Source organism: Lysobacter sp. 22409 (genome assembly GCF_052045105.1).
Lineage (GTDB): Bacteria > Pseudomonadota > Gammaproteobacteria > Xanthomonadales > Xanthomonadaceae > Lysobacter > Lysobacter antibioticus_B.
In genome coordinates, this window is sequence record NZ_JBQEOE010000012.1 from 12,901 (window position 1) to 32,610 (window position 19,710).

The 19,710-nt window shown below is 66.9% G+C and carries 13 protein-coding genes and 1 riboswitch; of the genes, 3 read left to right on the forward strand and 10 right to left on the reverse strand.

Annotated elements, in window-relative coordinates:
* Nucleotides 1-24: 24 nt before the first annotated feature.
* The 3 genes from ACTJJK_RS08250 to btuB form a co-directional block, all read right to left on the reverse strand.
* A complete protein-coding gene (locus ACTJJK_RS08250) occupies nucleotides 25-636 on the reverse strand; it encodes a hypothetical protein (protein WP_440729963.1) in 612 nt (203 codons plus the stop codon).
* A 52-nt stretch (nucleotides 637-688) separates the two neighbouring features.
* On the reverse strand, nucleotides 689-1,279 hold the full coding sequence (locus tag ACTJJK_RS08255; RefSeq protein WP_440729964.1) for a hypothetical protein: 591 nt from the start codon (nucleotides 1,277-1,279) through the stop codon (nucleotides 689-691).
* Between the two features lie 77 nt (nucleotides 1,280-1,356).
* Nucleotides 1,357-3,210 carry a TonB-dependent vitamin B12 receptor gene (gene btuB, locus ACTJJK_RS08260; protein ID WP_440729988.1) on the reverse strand — a complete coding sequence of 618 codons (1,854 nt, stop codon included), beginning with the start codon at nucleotides 3,208-3,210 and terminating at the stop codon, nucleotides 1,357-1,359.
* Between the two features lie 154 nt (nucleotides 3,211-3,364).
* Nucleotides 3,365-3,608: riboswitch (cobalamin riboswitch) on the reverse strand.
* 353 nt (nucleotides 3,609-3,961) lie between these two features.
* On the opposite strand from btuB, the gene ACTJJK_RS08265 reads away from it, so the two are divergent.
* Together ACTJJK_RS08265 and ACTJJK_RS08270 are read left to right on the forward strand one after the other, a co-directional pair.
* Complete coding sequence (locus ACTJJK_RS08265; protein ID WP_440729965.1) at nucleotides 3,962-6,337, forward strand: TonB-dependent receptor plug domain-containing protein; 2,376 nt, start codon at nucleotides 3,962-3,964, stop codon at nucleotides 6,335-6,337.
* Between the two features lie 628 nt (nucleotides 6,338-6,965).
* Entirely contained in the window at nucleotides 6,966-8,993 is a 2,028-nt protein-coding gene (locus ACTJJK_RS08270; RefSeq protein ID WP_440729966.1) for an amidohydrolase family protein, read from the forward strand.
* Nucleotides 8,994-9,768: 775 nt separating this feature from the next.
* Here ACTJJK_RS08270 and clpB read toward each other — a convergent pair.
* The 7 genes from clpB to rluD form a co-directional block, all read right to left on the reverse strand.
* The gene (clpB, locus tag ACTJJK_RS08275) at nucleotides 9,769-12,354 is read right to left on the reverse strand and encodes an ATP-dependent chaperone ClpB (RefSeq protein WP_031371637.1); all 2,586 of its coding nucleotides are present in this window, start codon (nucleotides 12,352-12,354) and stop codon (nucleotides 9,769-9,771) included.
* 439 nt (nucleotides 12,355-12,793) lie between these two features.
* A complete protein-coding gene (gloA, locus tag ACTJJK_RS08280) occupies nucleotides 12,794-13,324 on the reverse strand; it encodes a lactoylglutathione lyase (RefSeq protein WP_031371636.1) in 531 nt (176 codons plus the stop codon).
* Between the two features lie 54 nt (nucleotides 13,325-13,378).
* Nucleotides 13,379-14,977: a hypothetical protein gene (locus ACTJJK_RS08285; RefSeq protein ID WP_255610694.1), complete on the reverse strand. Its 1,599-nt coding sequence runs from the start codon at nucleotides 14,975-14,977 to the stop codon at nucleotides 13,379-13,381.
* 393 nt (nucleotides 14,978-15,370) lie between these two features.
* Nucleotides 15,371-16,090 (reverse strand): DUF4166 domain-containing protein, encoded by a 720-nt coding sequence (locus ACTJJK_RS08290; protein WP_255610693.1) that lies wholly within the window; start codon nucleotides 16,088-16,090, stop codon nucleotides 15,371-15,373.
* Nucleotides 16,091-16,912 (reverse strand): hypothetical protein, encoded by an 822-nt coding sequence (locus tag ACTJJK_RS08295; RefSeq protein ID WP_440729967.1) that lies wholly within the window; start codon nucleotides 16,910-16,912, stop codon nucleotides 16,091-16,093.
* The gene (pgeF, locus tag ACTJJK_RS08300; RefSeq protein ID WP_031371633.1) at nucleotides 16,912-17,682 is read right to left on the reverse strand and encodes a peptidoglycan editing factor PgeF; all 771 of its coding nucleotides are present in this window, start codon (nucleotides 17,680-17,682) and stop codon (nucleotides 16,912-16,914) included. Before pgeF ends, ACTJJK_RS08295 begins: the two co-directional genes overlap by 1 nt.
* Nucleotides 17,679-18,653: a 23S rRNA pseudouridine(1911/1915/1917) synthase RluD gene (gene rluD, locus ACTJJK_RS08305; RefSeq protein ID WP_031371632.1), complete on the reverse strand. Its 975-nt coding sequence runs from the start codon at nucleotides 18,651-18,653 to the stop codon at nucleotides 17,679-17,681. Before rluD ends, pgeF begins: the two co-directional genes overlap by 4 nt.
* Nucleotides 18,654-18,758: 105 nt before the next feature.
* On the opposite strand from rluD, the gene ACTJJK_RS08310 reads away from it, so the two are divergent.
* Nucleotides 18,759-19,658: an outer membrane protein assembly factor BamD gene (locus ACTJJK_RS08310; protein ID WP_031371631.1), complete on the forward strand. Its 900-nt coding sequence runs from the start codon at nucleotides 18,759-18,761 to the stop codon at nucleotides 19,656-19,658.
* Nucleotides 19,659-19,710: the final 52 nt, after the last annotated feature.

The following is a 19,710-nucleotide window of genomic DNA, read 5'->3' on the forward strand; positions in this document are numbered from 1 at the left end:
TGCCGCCGTTGTTGTTATCCGCGCTCATGCCGGCGCTCCGCTGCGCTGGCGCAGGACCAGGCCGCGCGCGACCGCATACACCACGAAGGCCAGGCCGACATAACCAGCCAAAGTGCCCAGAGCGCGCGGGTAGTACTGCGGGATGCGGTCGATGAAGCCGGCCAGGCTCGCATCGGGGTAGCGGCCGGACAGGAAATAAAACCCGCCCTTGGAAATCAGGTAGGTCACCACCGAGGTCGCCAGCAACACCAATACCAGGCGCGGCACCGTGCCCCAATGGTCGCGATGCACGCGCGCATAGACGCGGCCGCCGAACCACAGCGCGCCGTAGGCCAGGGCCAGCGCCCAATAGGCCGGCGACAAGCACCAGTCGGTGATGCGGCCGAGCGCCAGGCTGCCCAGGTCGAGCGCCGAGGACAACACGAAAAATGCCGGGAACGCCCAGACCGGACGCAGCAAGGCGCCGACCAGGAAAAACACCGCCCACGACGCGCTGGGCAAAGCGTCGACGCTGGCGAAATGTTGGCCGCGGGTACAGATCATCAGCAGCGCCAGTACCGCGGCGGTCGCGATCAGCGCCTGCCGCGATTCCAGCGGCAGCACCGCGGTGGAGACGACGGGAAGTGGGTTCGACATGATCAAGCTCCGGAGTGCGAAGGGGCGACGACTCGAAACGGTGCGGCGACGATCAACGGCTCGTGCTCGGCTGCGAGGCCGGCGGACGTGCGATGCGGGCGATCGCCGCGTGTGCGACGAACGCGACCGCGATGTAACTCATGGTGGTACGCACGAACAGCGGGCCCCAACGCCAGACCCGGCTCAGGTACTCGGCGAAGTTCGGCTCGGCGTAACGGCCGCCGAACCAGTAGAAGGCGCCGTTGGAAATCAGGAACGACAGGCTGGCGGCGACGAAGGCCACGCCGAAGGCCTGCGCGAGTCCGCGCCAACCGGCCTGCATGCGCGGCGCAACCCAGCGTCCGGCATACCAGAGCACGGCATAGGCCAGCAGCAGGAAGGCATACGACGGGGTCACGCAGTAATGGTCGAAGAAATTCAGGCCGCGCCCGGTGATCGCGAAGTAGTCGATGGCGACCGCCGCGAGCAGAAACACCGCGTAGCCCAAGTGCCGGCGCAGATACAGGCCGCCGAGAAAGAACACCGCCATCGAGGCATCGGGCAGATGCAGCAGATCGCCGAAGTGATGGAAGCGCGTGGCGATCATCACCATCAACAACAGGCACGACAGGCTTAATTGAATGGGACCGGGCAAATTCTTCATCGGCGACTCTCGATAGGCGCCGGCAACGCGGTGGTTGCCGGCAAAGTCCGCGGATGCGGGCCGAGGTTGCTGATCCGTCAGCGGGAAGGCCGGTAACGCAAGGTCAACAGATAATTGCGGCCGGGCTGATTGTAGAAAGCGGCGGTTTCGTAACGGCGATCGAACACGTTGTTCGCCGCCAACTGCACGCTCCAGGCCTCGTTGAAGGCGTAGCCCAGGCGCAGATCGGTGAGCGCGTAGCCGGCCAGGCGACGCGTATTGGCCAAGTCATCATAACGATCGCCCGCGGCATAGACGCTGGCACCGAACGACCAGGCACCGTTGCCGACCGCGATGCGGCGGTCGGCATCGATGCGCGCGCTCTGCCGCGCACGCCGCGGCAGGAATTTGTCGCGGCTTGCGCTGCGGCTGTCGTTGCGCGGGTCCAGCCAGGTCGCGCTGGCGCGCAGGTCCCAGTCGGCCAGACGGGTGTCGAACGCCGCTTCCAGGCCGCGGATGCGCGCGCGATCGACGTTGCCGGGCAAGCCGATCGAGGAATCGAACGCGATCAGGTCGTCGATGTCGCTCTCGTAGGCGTTGAGCGACCATACATGCTGGCGGCGCTCGCCGTGGATGCCGCGCAGGCCGATTTCGACGCTGCGCGAGGTTTCCGGCGACAGGCCGGCATTGCCGTAACCCGGGTAGTACAACTCGTTGAAGGTCGGTGCCTTGAACGCGGTGCCGTAGCTCGCGGTCAAACGCAGCGCCTCGCTGAGGTTCCAGCCCCACAGCAGGCTGCCGGTGGTCTCGCCGCCGAACTGGCTGTCGTCGTCGCGGCGCAGGCTGGCCTGCAGCGCGTGCGCGCCGAAACTCTGCTGCCACTGGCCGAAGGCGCCGCGCAGGATGCGGGCGTCGCGGGCATAGCGGGTATTGCTGTCGATGCGGTCGCGCTGCCAGTCGAAACCGAGCGTGAGCAGGCCGCTGCCGATGCCGATGTCGCCCTGCACCGAGCCGAGCTGACGCCGGGTCTCGAAGGTGCTGGAGTACTTGCCGTTCTTGTAGGTGTCGCTGAGGTCTTCGCTGCGGCCGGCGCTGGCGCTGAGGCTGACGCGGTCGCTGGGCCGGTAGCGCAGCTTGGCGCCGGCGACCTGCTGCACGCCGTCGGCCTCGTTGTTCTGGCTGCCGTCGTACTCGTTATGGTTTTCGGTGCGGAACAAGCGCGCTTCGGCGTCCCATTGCTCGTTGAAGCGGTAGCCGCCCTGCAGGGTCAGCGAATCGTTGCGATAGCCGTCGCGGTCGGGCGAATAAGTGAAGCAACCGGCACCGCCCGGCGAGGGCTTGCCGCGGCAGGCGTTGATGCCGTCGGTGTCTTCGTGGGCCGCGTTGATCGAATACCAGCCGCGCTCGCCCTTGCCGGCGACGCCGGCGGTGGCGCGATGGGTGGCGTAGCTGCCGATCGAGGCGCTGAAGCTCGGCACGAACGCGCCCTGCGGACGCCGGGTGAAGATCTGGATGACGCCGCCGATGGCCTCGGAGCCGTACAGGCTGGAGAACGGGCCGCGCACGATTTCGACGCGTTCGATCTGTTCGACCGGAATGTCCTGCAGCGAGGCGCCGCCGCTGGTCGCCGAACCGATCTTGACCCCGTCGATCAGCACCAGCACGTGGTCGGACTCGCTGCCGCGCAGAAACAGCGACGTCGCCTTGCCCGGGCCGCCGTTATTGGCCAGCGAAGCGCCCGGCGTGCCGCGCAACAGGTCCGGCAGCGACGAGGGCTGCAGGCGTTCGATCTGGGCGCGGTCGATCACGGTTACCGCGGCGAGCGTGGCGTCCTGGGTCTGGGCGGTGCGGCTCGCGGTGACCACGACCTGGTCGAGATCGACCGCGGGCGCGGCCAGTGCGGAGGCGGCGAATGCGGAACCGGCGAATACGAAAGCGCAGCGCGCGGGGATGCGCGCAAAGCGCGGAACAGCGGAAAAACGGAACGTCACAGTCGGCTCTCCATGGCCGCGCCTCACCCGCGCGGTCTAGACCAGGTCGTGACAGGGGGATGGCGGAACGGAGAGACGGCGCGCGCGCCGATGCCCCGAGACATGGCCCTCCGCCTGTCGGTTCGCGCTCCGGGCCGGTCTCCGGGCTTGCGAGCGGAGGCGGTCCGAGATCGGACCGGGTCTCCCGTACCGCGCCTTCCCGTGTCGGAACACAGTGGCGTCGTGCGGTACGTGTACTCGCTTACCGTTGCGGGGGCAGCTCCGGATTGACCGACCTGGCGAACGCCAGAAGCGGGGACCGGATTCCCGTTTCAATCGCCGATTGTGTGTCGGCGATCACCTTGAGCGCGCGCATCTTAGCAGTCGAGCGAGGTCGGGACGCCACCGGAATTCGTGCGAGCGCGCTTGAAGTCTCTGGACCGCGGCCAGGGCGCCCCTCGCGGGAGGCCTTCGTCATCTCCGCGCAGGCGGGGATGACGACTTGGGGGAATGACGGCTTGCGGAGATGAGGGGCTTAACGGGGATGAGGGCCGGAAAGCCCCAAGCGGGCCAGGCACAGCGGCCACCGGCCCGCCCCCAGATTCCGCAAAGAGTGTGCCATTACCACTTTTCTACTACTTGCGTTAGGCAGAATTTGGCCGCTTCATTGACCGGTTGTTACGTTCGTGTTAAATCCGAATGACATCGCTGTCATCCCCATCAAGGAGTCGTCATGCCCGTCCGCCGCACCTTCGCCGGTTCACGTCACCCTCTGGCCCTCGGCCTCCTGGTAGCGCTCGCCGCGCCGGTCCACGCGCAGGACGCGCCGCAAAGCGATCCCAAGACCCTGGACCAGGTCATCGTCACCGGCACCCGCGTCAGCGACCGCACCGTCGCCGAGTCCACCGCGCCGATCGACATCATCACCCCGGAGACCCTGGAAGCCACCGGCACCGTCGAGCTGGCCACCGCACTGTCGCGCGCCCTGCCCTCGCTGAACTTCCCGCGCCCCGCCATCACCGACGGCACCGACGCGGTGCGCCCGGCGCAGCTGCGCGGCCTCGCCCCCGACCAGGTGCTGGTGCTGGTCAACGGCAAGCGCCGCCACACCACCGCCCTGATCAACCTCAACGGCAGCCAGGGCCGCGGCTCCTCGCCGGTCGACCTCAACGCCATTCCGATCGCCGCGATCGAACGCGTCGAAGTGCTGCGCGACGGCGCCTCGGCCCAGTACGGCTCCGACGCCATCGCCGGCGTCATCAACGTCGTCCTTAAAGGAAGCGGCGAAGGCGGCAGCATCGCCGCGCGCTACGGCCAGTACAGCGCCGGCGACGGCAAGCAGTACCAGTTGTCCGGCGACACCGGCATCAAGCTCGGCGAGAACGGCTGGCTGCACCTGGCCGCGCAAGGCGGGCACCAGGACCAGACCAATCGTGCGCGGCCGTTCCAGGGCCGCGTCGAGCAGCGCTACGGCGATCCCGAGATCGACCAGGGCGCGTTCGCCTACAACGGCGAATACAGCCCGACCGATTACCTGAGCTTCTATTCGTTCGGCAGCTACAGCGAACGCGACGTGCTCTCCAACGGTTACTTCCGCTTCGCCGGCGACCCGCGCAACATCCCGGCGATCTACCCGAACGGCTTCCTGCCGCAGATCCACAACGTCAGCAAGGACCGCGCCGCGGTGTTCGGCCTGCGCAGCGAAACCGCCGGCGGCACCCAGATCGACCTGAGCTACAACTACGGCCACAACGGCCTGACCTTCGATATCGAAAACACCCTAAACCGCAGCCTGGGCCCGACCTCGCCGACGCAGTTCTACGCCGGCGCGCTGGAAGTCACCCAGCACGTGCTCAACCTGGACTTCACCAAGTCGGTCGACTTCGGCTGGCAGTACCCGGTGACCTTCGCCTGGGGCGCGGAATGGCGCGGCGAAGAGTTCTCCGAACGCGCCGGCGAGCCGCTGTCCTACGCCAACGGCGGCGTGGCCGCGCCGAACGGCCAGATCATCCCGGGCGCGCAGGTGTTCTCCGGCTTCCGCGCCAGCGATGCCGGCGACTTCGACCGTCACAGCTATTCGGTCTACATCGACGCCGAAGCCGACCTGACCGACAAGTTCTCGCTCGGCGCCGCCGCGCGTTACGAGACCTACAGCGATTTCGGCGAAACTACCTCGGGCAAGCTGTCCGGCCGCTACGCCTTCACCGACAAGGTCGCCCTGCGCGCCACCGCCTCGACCGGCTTCCGCGCGCCGTCGCTGCAGCAGCAGTTCTTCCAGTCGATCGCCACCAACTTCATCAGCGGCATCCCGTACGAGATCGGCACCTTCCGCGTCGACAACCCGGCCGCCATCGCCCTGGGCTCGGAAGCGCTGAAGGCGGAAGAGTCGACCAACTACAGCCTGGGCCTGGTGCTGCAGCCGGCCGACCAGCTCTACATCACCATCGACGCCTACAACATCCAGGTGAAGGACCGCATCCTGCTGTCGGAAAACCTGACCAGCGCGGCGGTGCGCAACTACCTCAACGCCAACGGCTATCCCGGCATCGGCGGCGGCCGCTACTTCACCAATGCCGTCGACACCGACACCAAGGGCGTGGACATCATCGCCACCTACGGTTGGGACGTCGGCTCGGGCAAGCTCAACCTCACCGCGGGCTACAACTACTCCAAGACCGAGATCGACAAGATCGCCCCGAACCCGCCGCGCCTGGCGGCGATCGACCCGGCCGCGGTGCGCATCGGCCGCACCGAAATCGGACGCATCACCAAGGGCGCGCCGCGCGACAAGTTCTTCCTCGCAGGCGACTGGAAGACCGGCAACTGGAACTTCACCGCCACCGCCACCCGCTACGGCGAGTTCACCGAGTTGCACGCGACCGACCCGAGGCAGGACCAGACCTTCGGCGACGAATGGACCCTGGACCTGGCCGCGACCTACCGCCTCAACAACTGGGACTTCACCGTCGGCGGCGACAACGTCCTCGACGCTTATCCCGACGAGTCCAAGCTGGTGCGCGGCACCCGCAACTACCTGCCGTACAACACCGCCTCGCCGTTCGGCTTCAACGGCGCCTTCGGCTACATCAAGGTCGGCTATAAGTGGTAAGCACGCGGCTCCTACGCTGGCAGCGCTGTCGCAGTGATTTTGATTTTCTTTTCTGCTTTACCGCTCAACCGTAGACCCGGAGGACGGCGCACAGGACGTGCGCCCAGCCTTTAAAAAGGAATGACTCGATAAGACAGGGACGTCTTATCGAAATCCCGGCGCTAGCATCGCACTCGCGGCCTGTGCCCTTGCAAGGAGAGCCCTCCCTTTAGTTACCTTTGACCGAAGGGAATCCAGACGGACTTTTGGGCTTAGCAAAAGAAAGTAACCCGGCCGCGTCAGCGGACGGAAGCCTCGCTCATGATAGAAGGAGACGCCGGAGGCCGGCAGGGCGCGGTCGCGGCTTGCGCCGCTCCTACCTTCGCGACGGCACGCCGCTTCGATGAATAGCATCGGCGGTGCCGCTTCTGCGCGTTCCTTGGTCGCGACTTGCGTCGCTCCTACAGAGATGGAACTCTGCCCTTGCTAGAAACATGCACCGCGACGGCCCGGACCTCCCGGGCCGTCGTTTTTCATCGACCGCAGTACATTCCCGCTATAAGCGAATCGGCTATAAAGAGGGCCTCGCCGCTGCGGGCGCCTGCGATCGGCCCCAGCGGCCCCGCTGCGACTGCCCGAGGTGTCCGCCATGCGCTCGACCGTTGCGCTGTTGCTGTCCCTGGCGATTTCGAACGTCATCGCCGCGCCCGCCAAGCGCGAACAGATCATGCTGCTGCAAGGCAAACCCGCCGGGCAGCAGATCGTCGAAACCGCGAGCGACGGCAGCACGCGCGTCGAATATCAGTACAGCGACCGCGGCCGCGGCGACCACCTCAAGACCGAATGGACGCTCGATGCGGCCGGCATTCCGGTCGAGTACCGCGGCAGCGGCCACAACTATCTGAAAGTTCCGGTCGAAGAGAGCTTCAGCGTGCGCGACGGCAAGGCGCGCTGGAAGAACGACAGCGAGCAAGGCGAGAAAGCCCTGACCGCGCCGGCCTTTTTCCTGCCGCTCAACGCCACCCCGGAAATCCAGGGCGTACTGGTGCGCGCGTTGCTGAAAGCGCCCGAGCGCAAGCTCGCCCTGCTGCCGGCCGGCGAAGCCCGGCTCGACAGCGCCGGGACGCTCGAAGTGCCCACCGCCAAGGGTCCGGCGATCTTGTCCTTGTATCGCGTGTCAGGGCTCGACTACACGCCCGGCTCGGTCTGGCTGGACGCCGAAGGCAACACCGCCGCGCTGATCATGGCCTCGGGCTGGGTCTCGATCCTTTCCCCCGAATACAAGGATTCGCTCGCCAAACTGATCGAATTCCAGGAACGCGCCGGCGCCGAGTGGTCGCTGAAGTTGGCGCGCGAGCTGACCCACACGCCGAAAGGCCCGTTGTTGATCCGCAACGCGCGCCTCTACGACCCACGCGACCTGTCGGTGACGCCGAACACCAGCGTCCTGGTCGAGGGCGAGCGCATCGTCCGCGTCGCCGCCGACGCCGCGCTCAAGCCACCGGCGAACGCCGAGATCCTCGATGCCGGCGGCCGTTTCCTGATGCCCGGCCTGTGGGACGCACACAAGCATTACGGCGACTCCGACGGCGCGATGGACATCGCGAACGGCGTCACCAGCAGCCGCGACGTCGCCAACAACACCGACGCCTTCCTGGACAAGGTCAAGCGCTTCGACGCAGGCACCGAGATCGGCCCGCGCGTGCTCGCCGCCGGCTTCATCGACGGCCCCGGGCCTTACGCCGGCCCCACCAAGATGTTGGTCGACACGCCCGAGGAAGCGATCAAGGCGGTCGACTGGTACGCCGACCACGGTTACATGCAGATCAAGAGCTATTCCTCGCTGAAACCCGAACTGGTGCCGGTGATCGCCGACCGCGCCCATGCCCGCGGCCTGCGTTACAGCGGCCACGTGCCCGCCTTCATGTCGGCGCGCCAATTCATCGAGGCCGGCGCCGACGAACTGCAGCACATCCTGTTCGTCGAACTCAACTTCCTTTACCCGCGCGTGCAGGAAACCCGCACCATGGCGCGGCTGACCGAGCCGGCCGCGCACGCCGCCGAGTTTCCGCCGGAACGCGCCGAGGTCCGCGATTTCATCGCCTTTCTCAAGCGCACGCATACCGTGCTCGACCCGACCATGGGCATCGCCGAAGACCTGTTCGCCGGCGACCCGCAGAGCAAGATCCCGCCCGGTTTGAAGACGGTCGCGCCGCGACTGCCGCCGCAAGCGCAACGCAACCTGAGCTGGGGCTCGTTGAAGGTACCCAAAGGCGAGGAACACGCCTATGCACAATCCTTCCCGACCATGCTGCGGGTGCTCAAGGCATTGCACGACGCCGGCGTGACGATCCTGCCCGGCACCGACGCCCTGGCCGGCTACATGCTGCACTCCGAGTTGATCCTGTACGCCCGCGCCGGCATCGCCAACGCCGAAGTACTGCGTCTGGCGACGCTGACCCCGGCGCAAGTGCTCGGCGTCGACAAAGACCGCGGCGTGATCGCCCCGGGCAAACTCGCCGACCTCGTGCTGATCGACGGCGACCCGATCCAGGACATGAACGACATCCGCAAAGTCGACGCCGTATTCAAGGGCGGCAAGCGCTACGACCCGGCGCAGATCGAGAAGGCGTTGGGGATCGTGCCGCGCAAGGCAGCGCCGATGGCGGCGAATTGAATGGTGTCCAGGGTCATGGCAGGCTGCTGAGAAACACGTCCCGCACGACCCCACTATCGTTGCCGTTGCCGTTGCCGTTGCCGTTGCCGTTGCCGCGAAGATTTTGCTGTTGCTGTGCGCAGCTACGCGCTCGCGAAGGCCATAGACGACCCGGAGGGCGGCGCGCAGGGATGCGCGCCGTTTTTCATCGGAACAGGGATGTCCCGTATGAAAAATCCTCGCGGATGCAACGCTCGTGCGGGCCCTTGATTCAAAGAAAAGCATTTTTCTTTGGTGACTTTTGACCAAAGGGAATCCAGACGGACTTTTGTTGCTTTAGACAAAAGAAAGTAACCCGCCGCTTTAGTGGCGGAAGCTTTTGGCGTTTGATCTTGATCTTGATCTTGCTGATCGAGAAGCCACAAGCAAGAGCAGAGCTTCCGTCCGCTGACGCGGCCGGGTTACTTTCTTTTGCTAAGCCCAAAAGAAAAGTAACCAAAGAAAAGGGCTCTCCTTGCAAGGGCACAGGCCACGAGTTCGCAGCCTGCGCCGGGATTTTCCGATAAGACGTCCCTGTCTTATCGGAAAACGCCGCACGTCCTGTGCGGCGCCCTCCGGGTCTCCAGGTGTTCTCGCAAGCTCGTCGCTGCGCCAAGCTTTTCACAGCAACAGCAATGCTGCCGCTCTTGGGTAGGAGCGGCGCAAGCCGCGACCACGAACAGACAAGGTCACAGCAAAAAAACAAAGACCCGCGAATCGCGGGCCTTTGTTGATCATGCGGCAACCGTTGCGCCGATCAATCCTTGCCGAACACCAGATGCCCACCCTGCGCATCCACGCGGATGGTGTCGCCGCTGACGAACTCGCCGCTGAGGATCTTCTGCGCGAGCGGGTTCTCCAACTGCTGCTGCACCGCACGCTTGAGCGGTCGCGCACCGTAGACCGGGTCGAAACCGACGTTGCCGATCAGGGCCAGGCCGGCATCCGACAGCGCCAGTTTCAGACCGCGCTCGGCGAGGCGCTTTTCCAGACCATGCAGCTGGATCTTGGCGATCTCGCGGATCTGGCTCTTGTCGAGCGGATGGAACACGACGATGTCGTCGAGGCGATTGATGAACTCGGGACGGAAGTGCGCCTGCACCACGCCCATCACCGCCGCCTTCATCTGCGTATAGCCCTCGGGCGTGTCGTCGGAATTCATCTCCTGGATCATCTGCGAGCCCAGGTTCGAGGTCATCACGATCACCGTGTTGCGGAAATCGACGGTGCGGCCCTGGCCGTCGGTCAGGCGGCCGTCGTCGAGCACCTGCAACAGGATGTTGAACACGTCCGGATGCGCCTTCTCGACCTCGTCGAGCAGGATCACGCTGTAGGGACGGCGACGCACGGCCTCGGTCAGATAGCCGCCCTCTTCGTAGCCGACATAGCCCGGAGGCGCGCCGACCAGGCGGCTGACCGCGTGCTTCTCCATGAACTCGCTCATGTCGATGCGGATCATCGCGTCGGCCGAGTCGAACAGGAACTCGGCCAGCGCCTTGCACAACTCGGTCTTGCCCACGCCGGTCGGGCCTAGGAACAGGAACGAACCACTCGGACGGTTCGGGTCCGACAGGCCGGCGCGCGAACGCCGCACCGCGTCGGACACAACCCGCACGGCTTCGTCCTGGCCGACCACGCGCGCGTGTAGGGCCTGCTCCATCTTCAGCAGCTTGTCGCGCTCGCCTTCGAGCATCTTCGCCACCGGGATGCCGGTCCAGCGCGCCACGACTTCGGCGATCTCTTCGGCGGTGACCTTGTCCTGCAGCAGCTTGAAGCCCTGGGTCTCGGCTTCCTGCGCGGCCTTGAGCTGCTTCTCCAGCTCGGGCAGCTTGCCGTACTGGATCTCGCTCATGCGCGCGTAATCCTGGGTGCGTTGCGCGGCTTCCAGGTCGAGCTTGGCCTGCTCGATCTGCTCCTTGATCTTGGTCGCGCCCTGCAAGGTCGCCTTCTCGGCCTTCCAGATTTCCTCGAGGTCGTTGAACTCGCGCTCGAGCGTGGCGATCTCGGCTTCGAGATCGGCCAGACGCTGCTTGGACTCGGCGTCCTTCTCCTTCTTCAGCGCCTCGCGCTGGATCTTTAGCTGGATCAGGCGGCGTTCCTTGCGGTCGAGTTCCTCGGGCTTGGAGTCGATCTCCATGCGGATGCGCGAGGCGGCTTCGTCCATCAGGTCGATGGCCTTGTCGGGCAGCTGGCGGTCGGCGATGTAGCGATGCGACAGGGTCGCCGCGGCGACGATCGCCGGGTCGGTGATCTCGACGCCGTGGTGCACGGCGTAGCGCTCCTTGAGGCCGCGCAGGATCGCGATGGTGTCCTCGACCGTCGGCTCGCCGACGAACACTTTCTGGAAGCGGCGCTCCAGCGCGGCGTCTTTCTCGACGTATTTGCGGTACTCGTCGAGCGTGGTCGCGCCGATGCAATGCAGCTCGCCGCGCGCGAGCGCGGGCTTGAGCATGTTGCCGGCGTCCATCGCACCCTCGGCCTTGCCGGCGCCGACCATGGTGTGCAGCTCGTCGATGAACAAGATCACCTGGCCTTCGTTCTTGGCCAGGTCGTTGAGCACGGCCTTGAGGCGCTCTTCGAACTCGCCGCGGAACTTGGCGCCGGCGATCAGCGCGCCCATGTCGAGCGACAGCACGCGCTTGCCGCGCAGGCCTTCGGGCACTTCGTTGTTGATGATGCGCTGGGCCAGGCCTTCGACGATGGCGGTCTTGCCGACGCCGGGTTCGCCGATCAGCACCGGGTTGTTCTTGGTGCGGCGTTGCAGCACCTGGATGGTGCGACGGATTTCTTCGTCGCGGCCGACCACCGGGTCGAGCTTGCCCGACTCGGCGCGCGCGGTCAGGTCGATGCAGTATTTTTCCAGCGCCTGCCGCTGTTCTTCGGCGTTTTCGGATTGCACGCTTTCGCCCCCGCGCAGTTTGTCGATGGCCGGTTCGAGCTTGGCCTTGGTCGCTCCGGCCGCCTTCAGCGCGCGGCCGACTTCGCCGCCGTCGTCGAGCGCGGCGAGCAGGAACAATTCGCTGGCGATGAAGGCATCGTTGCGCTGCTGCGCCAGCTTGTCGGTGACGTTGAGCAGGCGCGCCAGGTCGTTGCCGACCGAGACTTGCCCGGCTTGGCCCGACACCTTGGGCAGTTTCTCCAACGCTTCGCCGAGGCGCTCACGCAACAGCGGCACGTTGACGCCGGCCTGGGCCAGCAACGGACGCGTGCTGCCGCCGCTCTGCTCGAGCAGAGCGGTCAGCAAATGCGCCGGCTCGATGACGCTGTGGTCGCGCCCGACCGCGAGCGATTGCGCGTCCGACAGCGCCTGCTGGAAGCGCGAAGTAAGCTTGTCCATCCGCATGAGTGGTCTCTCCGAAGGTATGGCGGCCCGGGGCGCGAGTGTCGCGCCGCGGCCGCGAATGACCTGTTAATGCGGGCTGGAGGGGGCGATTCAAGGCGGGATGGGGGGCCCGGGACGGCCAGTTGGCCGGTTCGGCAACTGACTGCAGAGCAAATCCCCCTAGCCCCCTTTTCCAAAGGGGGGAACTGCAGGCGCTAGCGGTGATCTCGTCCAGCAACGCGCCGCTGCCCGACGCCCCCTTTGCAAAGGGGGCGAGCGCCCGGCATTGGTCTGAGGCCTGATCGACGCAATAGCGCGGGGGATTTGCTTCGCTCGCGCGCTATGGCGACTCAACACAGCAAGAGCAAATCCCCCCTGCCCCCTTTTTCAAAGGGGGCGGGGACTGCCTGCGCGGTGTTCGGGTGGGGAAATTCGAAAGAAAGCGATCTGGAACCGCGGATCAGACCAGGCTGTTCGGCTGCAGGATCTCGACCCAGTAACCGTCCGGGTCCTTGATGAAGGCGATGTTCTTCATGCGACCGTCGCTGAGGCGTTTCTGGAAGGCGACGCCGAGTTGCTCGAAGCGCGCGCAGGCGGCTTCGATGTCGGGCACCGACACGCAGATGTGACCGAAGCCGCGCGGATCGCTGTTGCCGTCGTGGTAGGCGAAGTCCGCGTCGTCCTCGGTGCCGTGGTTGTGGGTCAGTTCGAGCACGCCGCGCTGGCTCAGCAGCCATTCGCCGCGCGCGGGTTCTTCGGCCGGGATCTGCGCGGGGTCGGCCACCAACACCAGGAAGTACAGGCTGAACTTGGCTTCGGCGAAGTCGCGCTTGCGCACCAGGGTGAAGCCGAGCACGCGGGTGTAGAAGTCCAGCGACTGGCGCGGATCTTTCACCCGCAGCATGGTGTGGTTGAAGACGAAGTCGCGGGTGGCGGCTTCCGGGCGCGCGGTCACGCCGGGGACGGCGTCGAGTTCGTTCTGCAAGGACATGGCGTGGGCCGGTTCAAAGGGGAACAGACGATCTGCGGGCAAACCCGGCCGCTCTCAAGCCTGCGGCTCGGCCGGCACGGCATTGCGCTGCAAAGACAGCAAGCCCAGCAAAACCGCCAGACCGACGTAGGCGCCGATGAATTGCAGGGCGATCGTGCGCTGCAGCCCCTCCAGGGCCCACGGCAGGTAGATGCCGCCGCGCGGGTCGACCGAGTGGATGATGCCGAACAGGCTCAACGCCGCGCCGGCCAGCAGGAATACCGAGGCGCGACGCAGGCGGCCGTCGACCATCGCCGCAACCGCCGAGGTCCAGATCATCGAGGTCATGATGAAGCCGTTGCCGAGGGTCACGATCACCGCGAGCTCGGGCAGGCCGTGGCCGTCGAGCGCGTTCATGAGCTGCGCATGGTGGTCCGGGGCGATCCAGCCCGGGTTGCCGGTCTTGATCGCCAGCATATAGGCCACCGACGGCAGGAAGCCGAACACCATCGCGGTCGCATGCTTGCTCGGCGTGGCCTGGAAGGCCTGGGTGGTGATGTCGAGGGCGACGTAGACGATGATCGGCGCGAGCACCGCCAGCGGCAGCCACTGCACCAGGCCGGAAACGATGCCGAGGATGCCGCCGAGGCCGATGAACAAGCCGGTCAACAAGGTGTAGCCGCTGCGCGCGCCCATGTGCTTGTAGGCGGGCTGGCCGATGTAGGGCGTGGTCTGGGCGACGCCGCCGCAAAACCCGGCGACCAGGGTCGAGAAGGCCTCGGCCAGCAGGATGTCGCGGGTGCGGTAATCGTCGCCGGCGGCGCGCGCGCTTTCGCTGACGTTGATGCCGCCGACCACCATCAGCAGGCCGAACGGCAACAGCAGCGGCAGATAAGGTTTGGTGTAGGCCAGGCCGTCGATGAAGCCCAGGCTCGGCCATGGCAGCACGAAACGCAGCGGCGAAGGCTCCGGCCAAGCGAAGCCCGGCGCTCCCAACCCCAGCGCCCCGAAGCCGTAATACAGCACCGTGCCAAACACGAACGCCAGAAACACCCCCGGCAGCTTCACCGGCAATCGCCCCTTGGCGATCAACACATACAACAGCAAACCCAAGGTGATGAAACCCACCATCGGCGAGCGCAAGGTCTCGATCAGCGGCAGGAAGCCCATCAACACCAGCGCCACGCCGGCGATCGAACCGAGCAGACCGGCGCGCGGAATCAGCCGGGTGACAGTGTCGCCGGCGAACGACAACACGAACTTCAGCACGCCCATCACCACCAACGAGGCCATGCCGAGCTGCCAGGTGGCGAGGGCCGCGGCCTGTTCGTCCATGCCCTGCTGCTTGAACCCGACGAAGGCCGGGCCGAGCACCAGCAAGGCCATGCCGATGCTGGTCGGCGCATCCAGGCCCAGCGGCATCGCGGTGACGTCGTCGCGACCGCTCTTGGCCGCCAGGCGCCGCGCCATGAAGGTGTAGATCAGGTTGCCGACCAGCACGCCGAAGGCGGTACCGGGGAACATGCGCGTATAGATGACCTCGGCCGGAAAACCGAAGATGCCGATCAGGGCCGCGGAGATGAAGCCGAGGATCGACAGGTTGTCGACGACCAGGCCGAAGAAGCCGTTGAGATCGCCTGCTACCAGCCAGCGGCGCGGCGCGGCGGCGCTCATCGAACGCACTCCACGCGGCCGGCGGTGACGGAAGCGGCGGGTGCAACGCGAAAACTCGATGGCGTCATGTGGGTACTCGAAACGCGAAAGGTCGACGCATCCCTGCCCGGTGGAACCCGCGCTCCGTGTGCGGGTGGATTGCGATGATGGCAATGACGGGAAATCCATCCCGTCGGGACGACGCGCTTTAAGAGTAGGAGCGGCGTCCCACAGGGATTTCCTACGGTCAAAAGCCGCGACCATGAACCGTAAGCGCGACGTCCCTCCCGGAAACCCGCGGATTTCGCCGGCAGACCCGGTCCGTCCGGAGCATAGAACGCCGCAGACCCTTTGGGGCCCGGGCTGGGGAAACGCAGCGGTCCAAATGGCGGCATGGCCGCCCGCCGCGAGCGCTCAGCCCTCGACGTCCAGCCAGCCGCGATAGCGCACCAACAAGCCCACGACCGGCAACTGCGCGGCGACGTCGAAGTGATAGCGCCCGTCGCGCTCGAACTCGCGCGCGCGCACGCCGGCGAACCAGCCCGACGGCAGGGGCAGCCCTAGCGCACGCACCCGCACCAGCCGCCACGACAGGCCGGGGTCGTCCGCCCCGCTGTCGCCCTCCGCCGGATCCACCGGCCCGTCGGCGAGCTGGGCCGGCATCACCGCCGACGACACCGTCACCTGCGCGCCGGTGCCGAGCGACAGCACGCCCGACGCGGCCGCATCGGGCAGCTCGCCGGCCAGGTCCAACGCGAACGCGAACCGCATCGGCCCCAGGCGTTCGAACACCAGGCCATCGCGTTCGACCAGGCGCGAGCGCATCGCCGACTTGCCGAAACGCCGGGTCCAGGTCTCGCCGCGCGCGTTGGCGTCGATCTCGACCTCGATCGGCCCGGCATGCGCCTTGGGCAGGCGGGCAATGCGCGCGAACAACCGCGAGCACAGCCCGCGGCCGCGTTCGACTTGGGCTTCCCCACGATAGGTCCGGCGCCCGCCGCGGCCATGCAGCAGCCGCAGGGTCCGCGGCAGGTACACGAAGCGCACACCGAGCGCGCGCGGATACAACCCCTCGCGCGCGCCCAGCCGCGCCTCGTCCCGGGTCGGCGCCCGGTTCACTGCCTGGTTTCGCATTTACAGCCCGCGCAGATCGTCCGGCACCGTGTACTCGCGGCCGTCATAGGCCAGGCGCACGCTGCTCTTCCTGGTCGGGCCGGGCACTTCGTTGCAGTCCTTGTCGTCGAGCTCGTTGCGGGTGCTTTCCTCGACGCTGTTGATGCGTAGGCCGGCATAGCCGCGGTCGCGCTTGGCGTCGATCGCGACGGTGCGCTGCACGTTCTCGAATTCGCCGGCGCAATTGGTGTCCCACTCGCCGCGCTCTTTCGACACTTCCAGCTTGCTCAGCACCGGCCGCAGCTTGGCGCCGTCGCCGACGTACAGGTTCATCACCGTGCTGCCGTAGGGGTTGGCGCGCGAGGAGCCGGTGTAGCCAATGCGCACGCCGAAGGCGGTGGTGCTTTCGTTGAGGCGATATCGCGCGGTGTCCAGGGTCACCGAACTGATCCGCACCGCATCCGACTGCAGCGCATCATCCTCGCGGTAACGCTGCAGGATGCGCGGGCGCGCCGAATCGGCGACCAGCACTTCCAGGTCGGCGGTGTCGCTGTCCATGCCGGTCGCGGCCTGATGACGCAGCCGCACCGCCAGCAGAGTCTTGTCCGGCGAAGCCGGCCAGACCTTGCAGGCCACTTCGCCGAGATTGATCCAACGCGTGGGCGAGCCGGCGGTGCGCAGCAGCTCGCCCTCGTCGCCGGTTTCGCCGGTGCTGCCGGGATAGGCGGCCCGCAGCAAGTCGTAAACGCGCGCCTCGCAATCCGCCGCCATGGCGTCGGTGCACAGTAGCGCGGTGAGGGATAAAGAAAGGGACAGGACCGTCCGTTGGGCCAAGAGAGTCATCATTGCATCCAGATGAGGGTCGCCATGCGGCCGGTGCGGCGGTCGCGACGATGGGAGTAGAAGCGGCCGGGTTCGGAAATCGTGCACAACCCGCCGCCGTGGATATGATCGGCCGCCAGGCCGGCCTGCGCCAGACGCATCCGCGCCAGGGCATACAGATCGACGCGCCAATGCTGCGGCCGCGTGGCGACGAAGGCCGAGGCCGCCTCGGCATCGCCGGCGACGAAGGCCTCGCGCACTTCGGCGCCGATTTCGTAGTGCTGCGGACCCGCCGCCGGCCCGAGCCAGGCGCGCAGGCGGCCGGGCGTGGTGCGCATGGCCGCGACCGTCGCTTCGAGCACGCCGGCGGCCAGGCCGCGCCAGCCCGCATGGGCGGCGCCGACCTCGCTGCCGTCTTCGGCGGCGAACAGCACCGGCAGGCAATCGGCGGTGAGGATCGCCAACACCGTGCCGGGGCTGGAGGTCACCGAAGCATCGCCGACCGGTTCCTCGTCGCCGTCGCTGCGGCCGTCGAAACGCACCACGTCGACGCCATGCACCTGATGCAGCCAACGCGGCGGCGACGGCAAGCCCGCACGTTCGACCAGCAGCTCGCGATTACGCGTCACCGCGGCCGGATCGTCGCGATCGCTGCCGTAACGCGTGCCGAGATTGAAGCGATCGAACGGCGCCTGCGACACGCCCAGACCGCCGCGCACCGTGGTGAACCCGTGCACGGACGCGGCCATCGGCCACTGCGCATCGATCCACGGCGCGGCGTCCGAGGTCATCGGCCGGCCTCGGCGGCGGCGCGGGTGTCGGCGCTCAGTTCGGCGACCAGATGGCGCAGGTCGGCCGGCACCGGCGCGGTGCAGCGAATCGGTTCGCCACTGACCGGATGGACGAACTCCAGGGTCTCGGCATGCAGGGCCTGGCGCTTGAAGCCGCGCAGAGCCTCGACCAACCCGTCTGTGGCGCCCTTGGGCAGCTTGAGCGGGCCGCCGTACAAGGGGTCGCCGACGATCGGGTGCTTGAGATGCGCCATGTGCACGCGAATCTGGTGGGTGCGCCCGGTTTCCAGGCGGCATTCGAGCAGGGTGTGGGCGCGGAAGCGCTCGCGCAGGCGGTAATGGGTGACCGCATCGCGGCCGTCCTCGCGCACCGCCATGCGCAGGCGATCGCGCGGGTGGCGGTCGATCGGCGCGTTGGCGGTGCCGCCGGAGACCAGCGCCCCGACCACGACCGCGAGGTATTGGCGGTGCACTTCGCGCGCCGACAGCTGTTCGACCAGCGAGGTATGCGCCGGCAGGGTGCGGGCCACGACCATGACCCCGGAGGTGTCCTTGTCGAGGCGGTGGACGATGCCCGCCCGCGGCAGGGTCGCCAGGCCGGGATCGCGGTGCAGCAAGGCATTGACCAGGGTGCCGGCGTGGTTGCCGGCGCCCGGGTGGACGACCAGCCCGGCCGGCTTGTCGAGGACGATCACGTCGGCGTCCTCGTAGAGCACGTCCAGGGCGATGTCTTCGGCCTCGGCGCGGGTCTGGATGTCGAGGACGACGGTCAGCTCGACCGACTCCCCGCCCTGGACCGGATCGCGCGGCCGCACCTCGCGGCCGTTCAGGCGCGCGTCGCCGGATTTGATCCAGGTGGCCAGGCGCGAGCGCGAGTAATCGGGGAACAGTTCGGCCAGAACCGCATCGAAGCGGCGCCCGGCGGCGCTGTCGGGCACGGTGGCGGTGAGGGTCTGGCGGGGCTCGGTCATCGGAGGGGTCTATACGGCGGCGGGGAGACGGGATCGGTTAAGGGGCACGACCCGCGGACTGCTATTATCGGCGCTTCGTGCCTCCGGCGCCCGTCGATGCCTGCCATGACTGTACGTTTTGCCCCTTCCCGCGGACTTGTTCGCCTGTTTTGCCTGCTGCTGATCGTGGTTTTCGCTGCCTCCGGCTGCAGCCGCGTCGGCAAGATGTTCAAAAAGGACAAAGACGCGGACGAAGGCCAGCCGGTCGAGGCCATCTATAAGAAGGCCCACGGCTCGATGGTCAACGGCAACTGGGCCTCGGGCGAGGCGAGCTTCAAGCGCCTGGTCGCGCAGTACCCCTATGGCCCCTACACCGAGCAGGCCCTGGTCGAGACGGCCTACGCCCAGTACAAGTCGGGCAAGCACGACGACGCGATCAGCAGCATCGACCGCTTTATCCGCACCTACCCGACCCACCGCAACGTCGCCTACCTGTACTACCTGCGCGGGTTGGTGAACTCCAGCCGCGACACGGTGTTCCTGCAGCGCGTCTGGCGCCTGGACGTCAGCCGCCGCGACCTGTCGACGCCGATGCAGGCCTACAACGACTTCCTGATCGTGGTCGAGCGTTATCCGAACAGCCGCTACGCCGAGGACGCGCGCAAGCGCATGCTCGCCCTGCGCGACACCTTCGCCCGCCACGAGCTCGACGTGTCCCTGTACTACCTGCGCCGCACCGCCTTCGTGGCCTCGGCCGACCGGGCCAAGTACCTGCTCGAGACCTATCCGCAGAGCCGCTACCAGAACGATGCGGTCGCGGTGCTGATGAAGGCCTACGAAGGCCTGGGCAACCAGACCCTCGCCGCCGACGCCAAGCGCGTGCTGCAGCAGAACGACGCCACCCACCCGGCGCTGTCGGAAGACTGGCCGGACTACCCGAGCAACCTGCGCAAGCTCAACCCGTTCGCGGGCGAGAAGTCGGCAGTCGACAACCGCGACCGCGACGAAGAGAAGCGCAAGCAGTAAGCGCCCGCTTCGCCGCACAGCACCAAAGAAAACGCCGCCCTCGGGCGGCGTT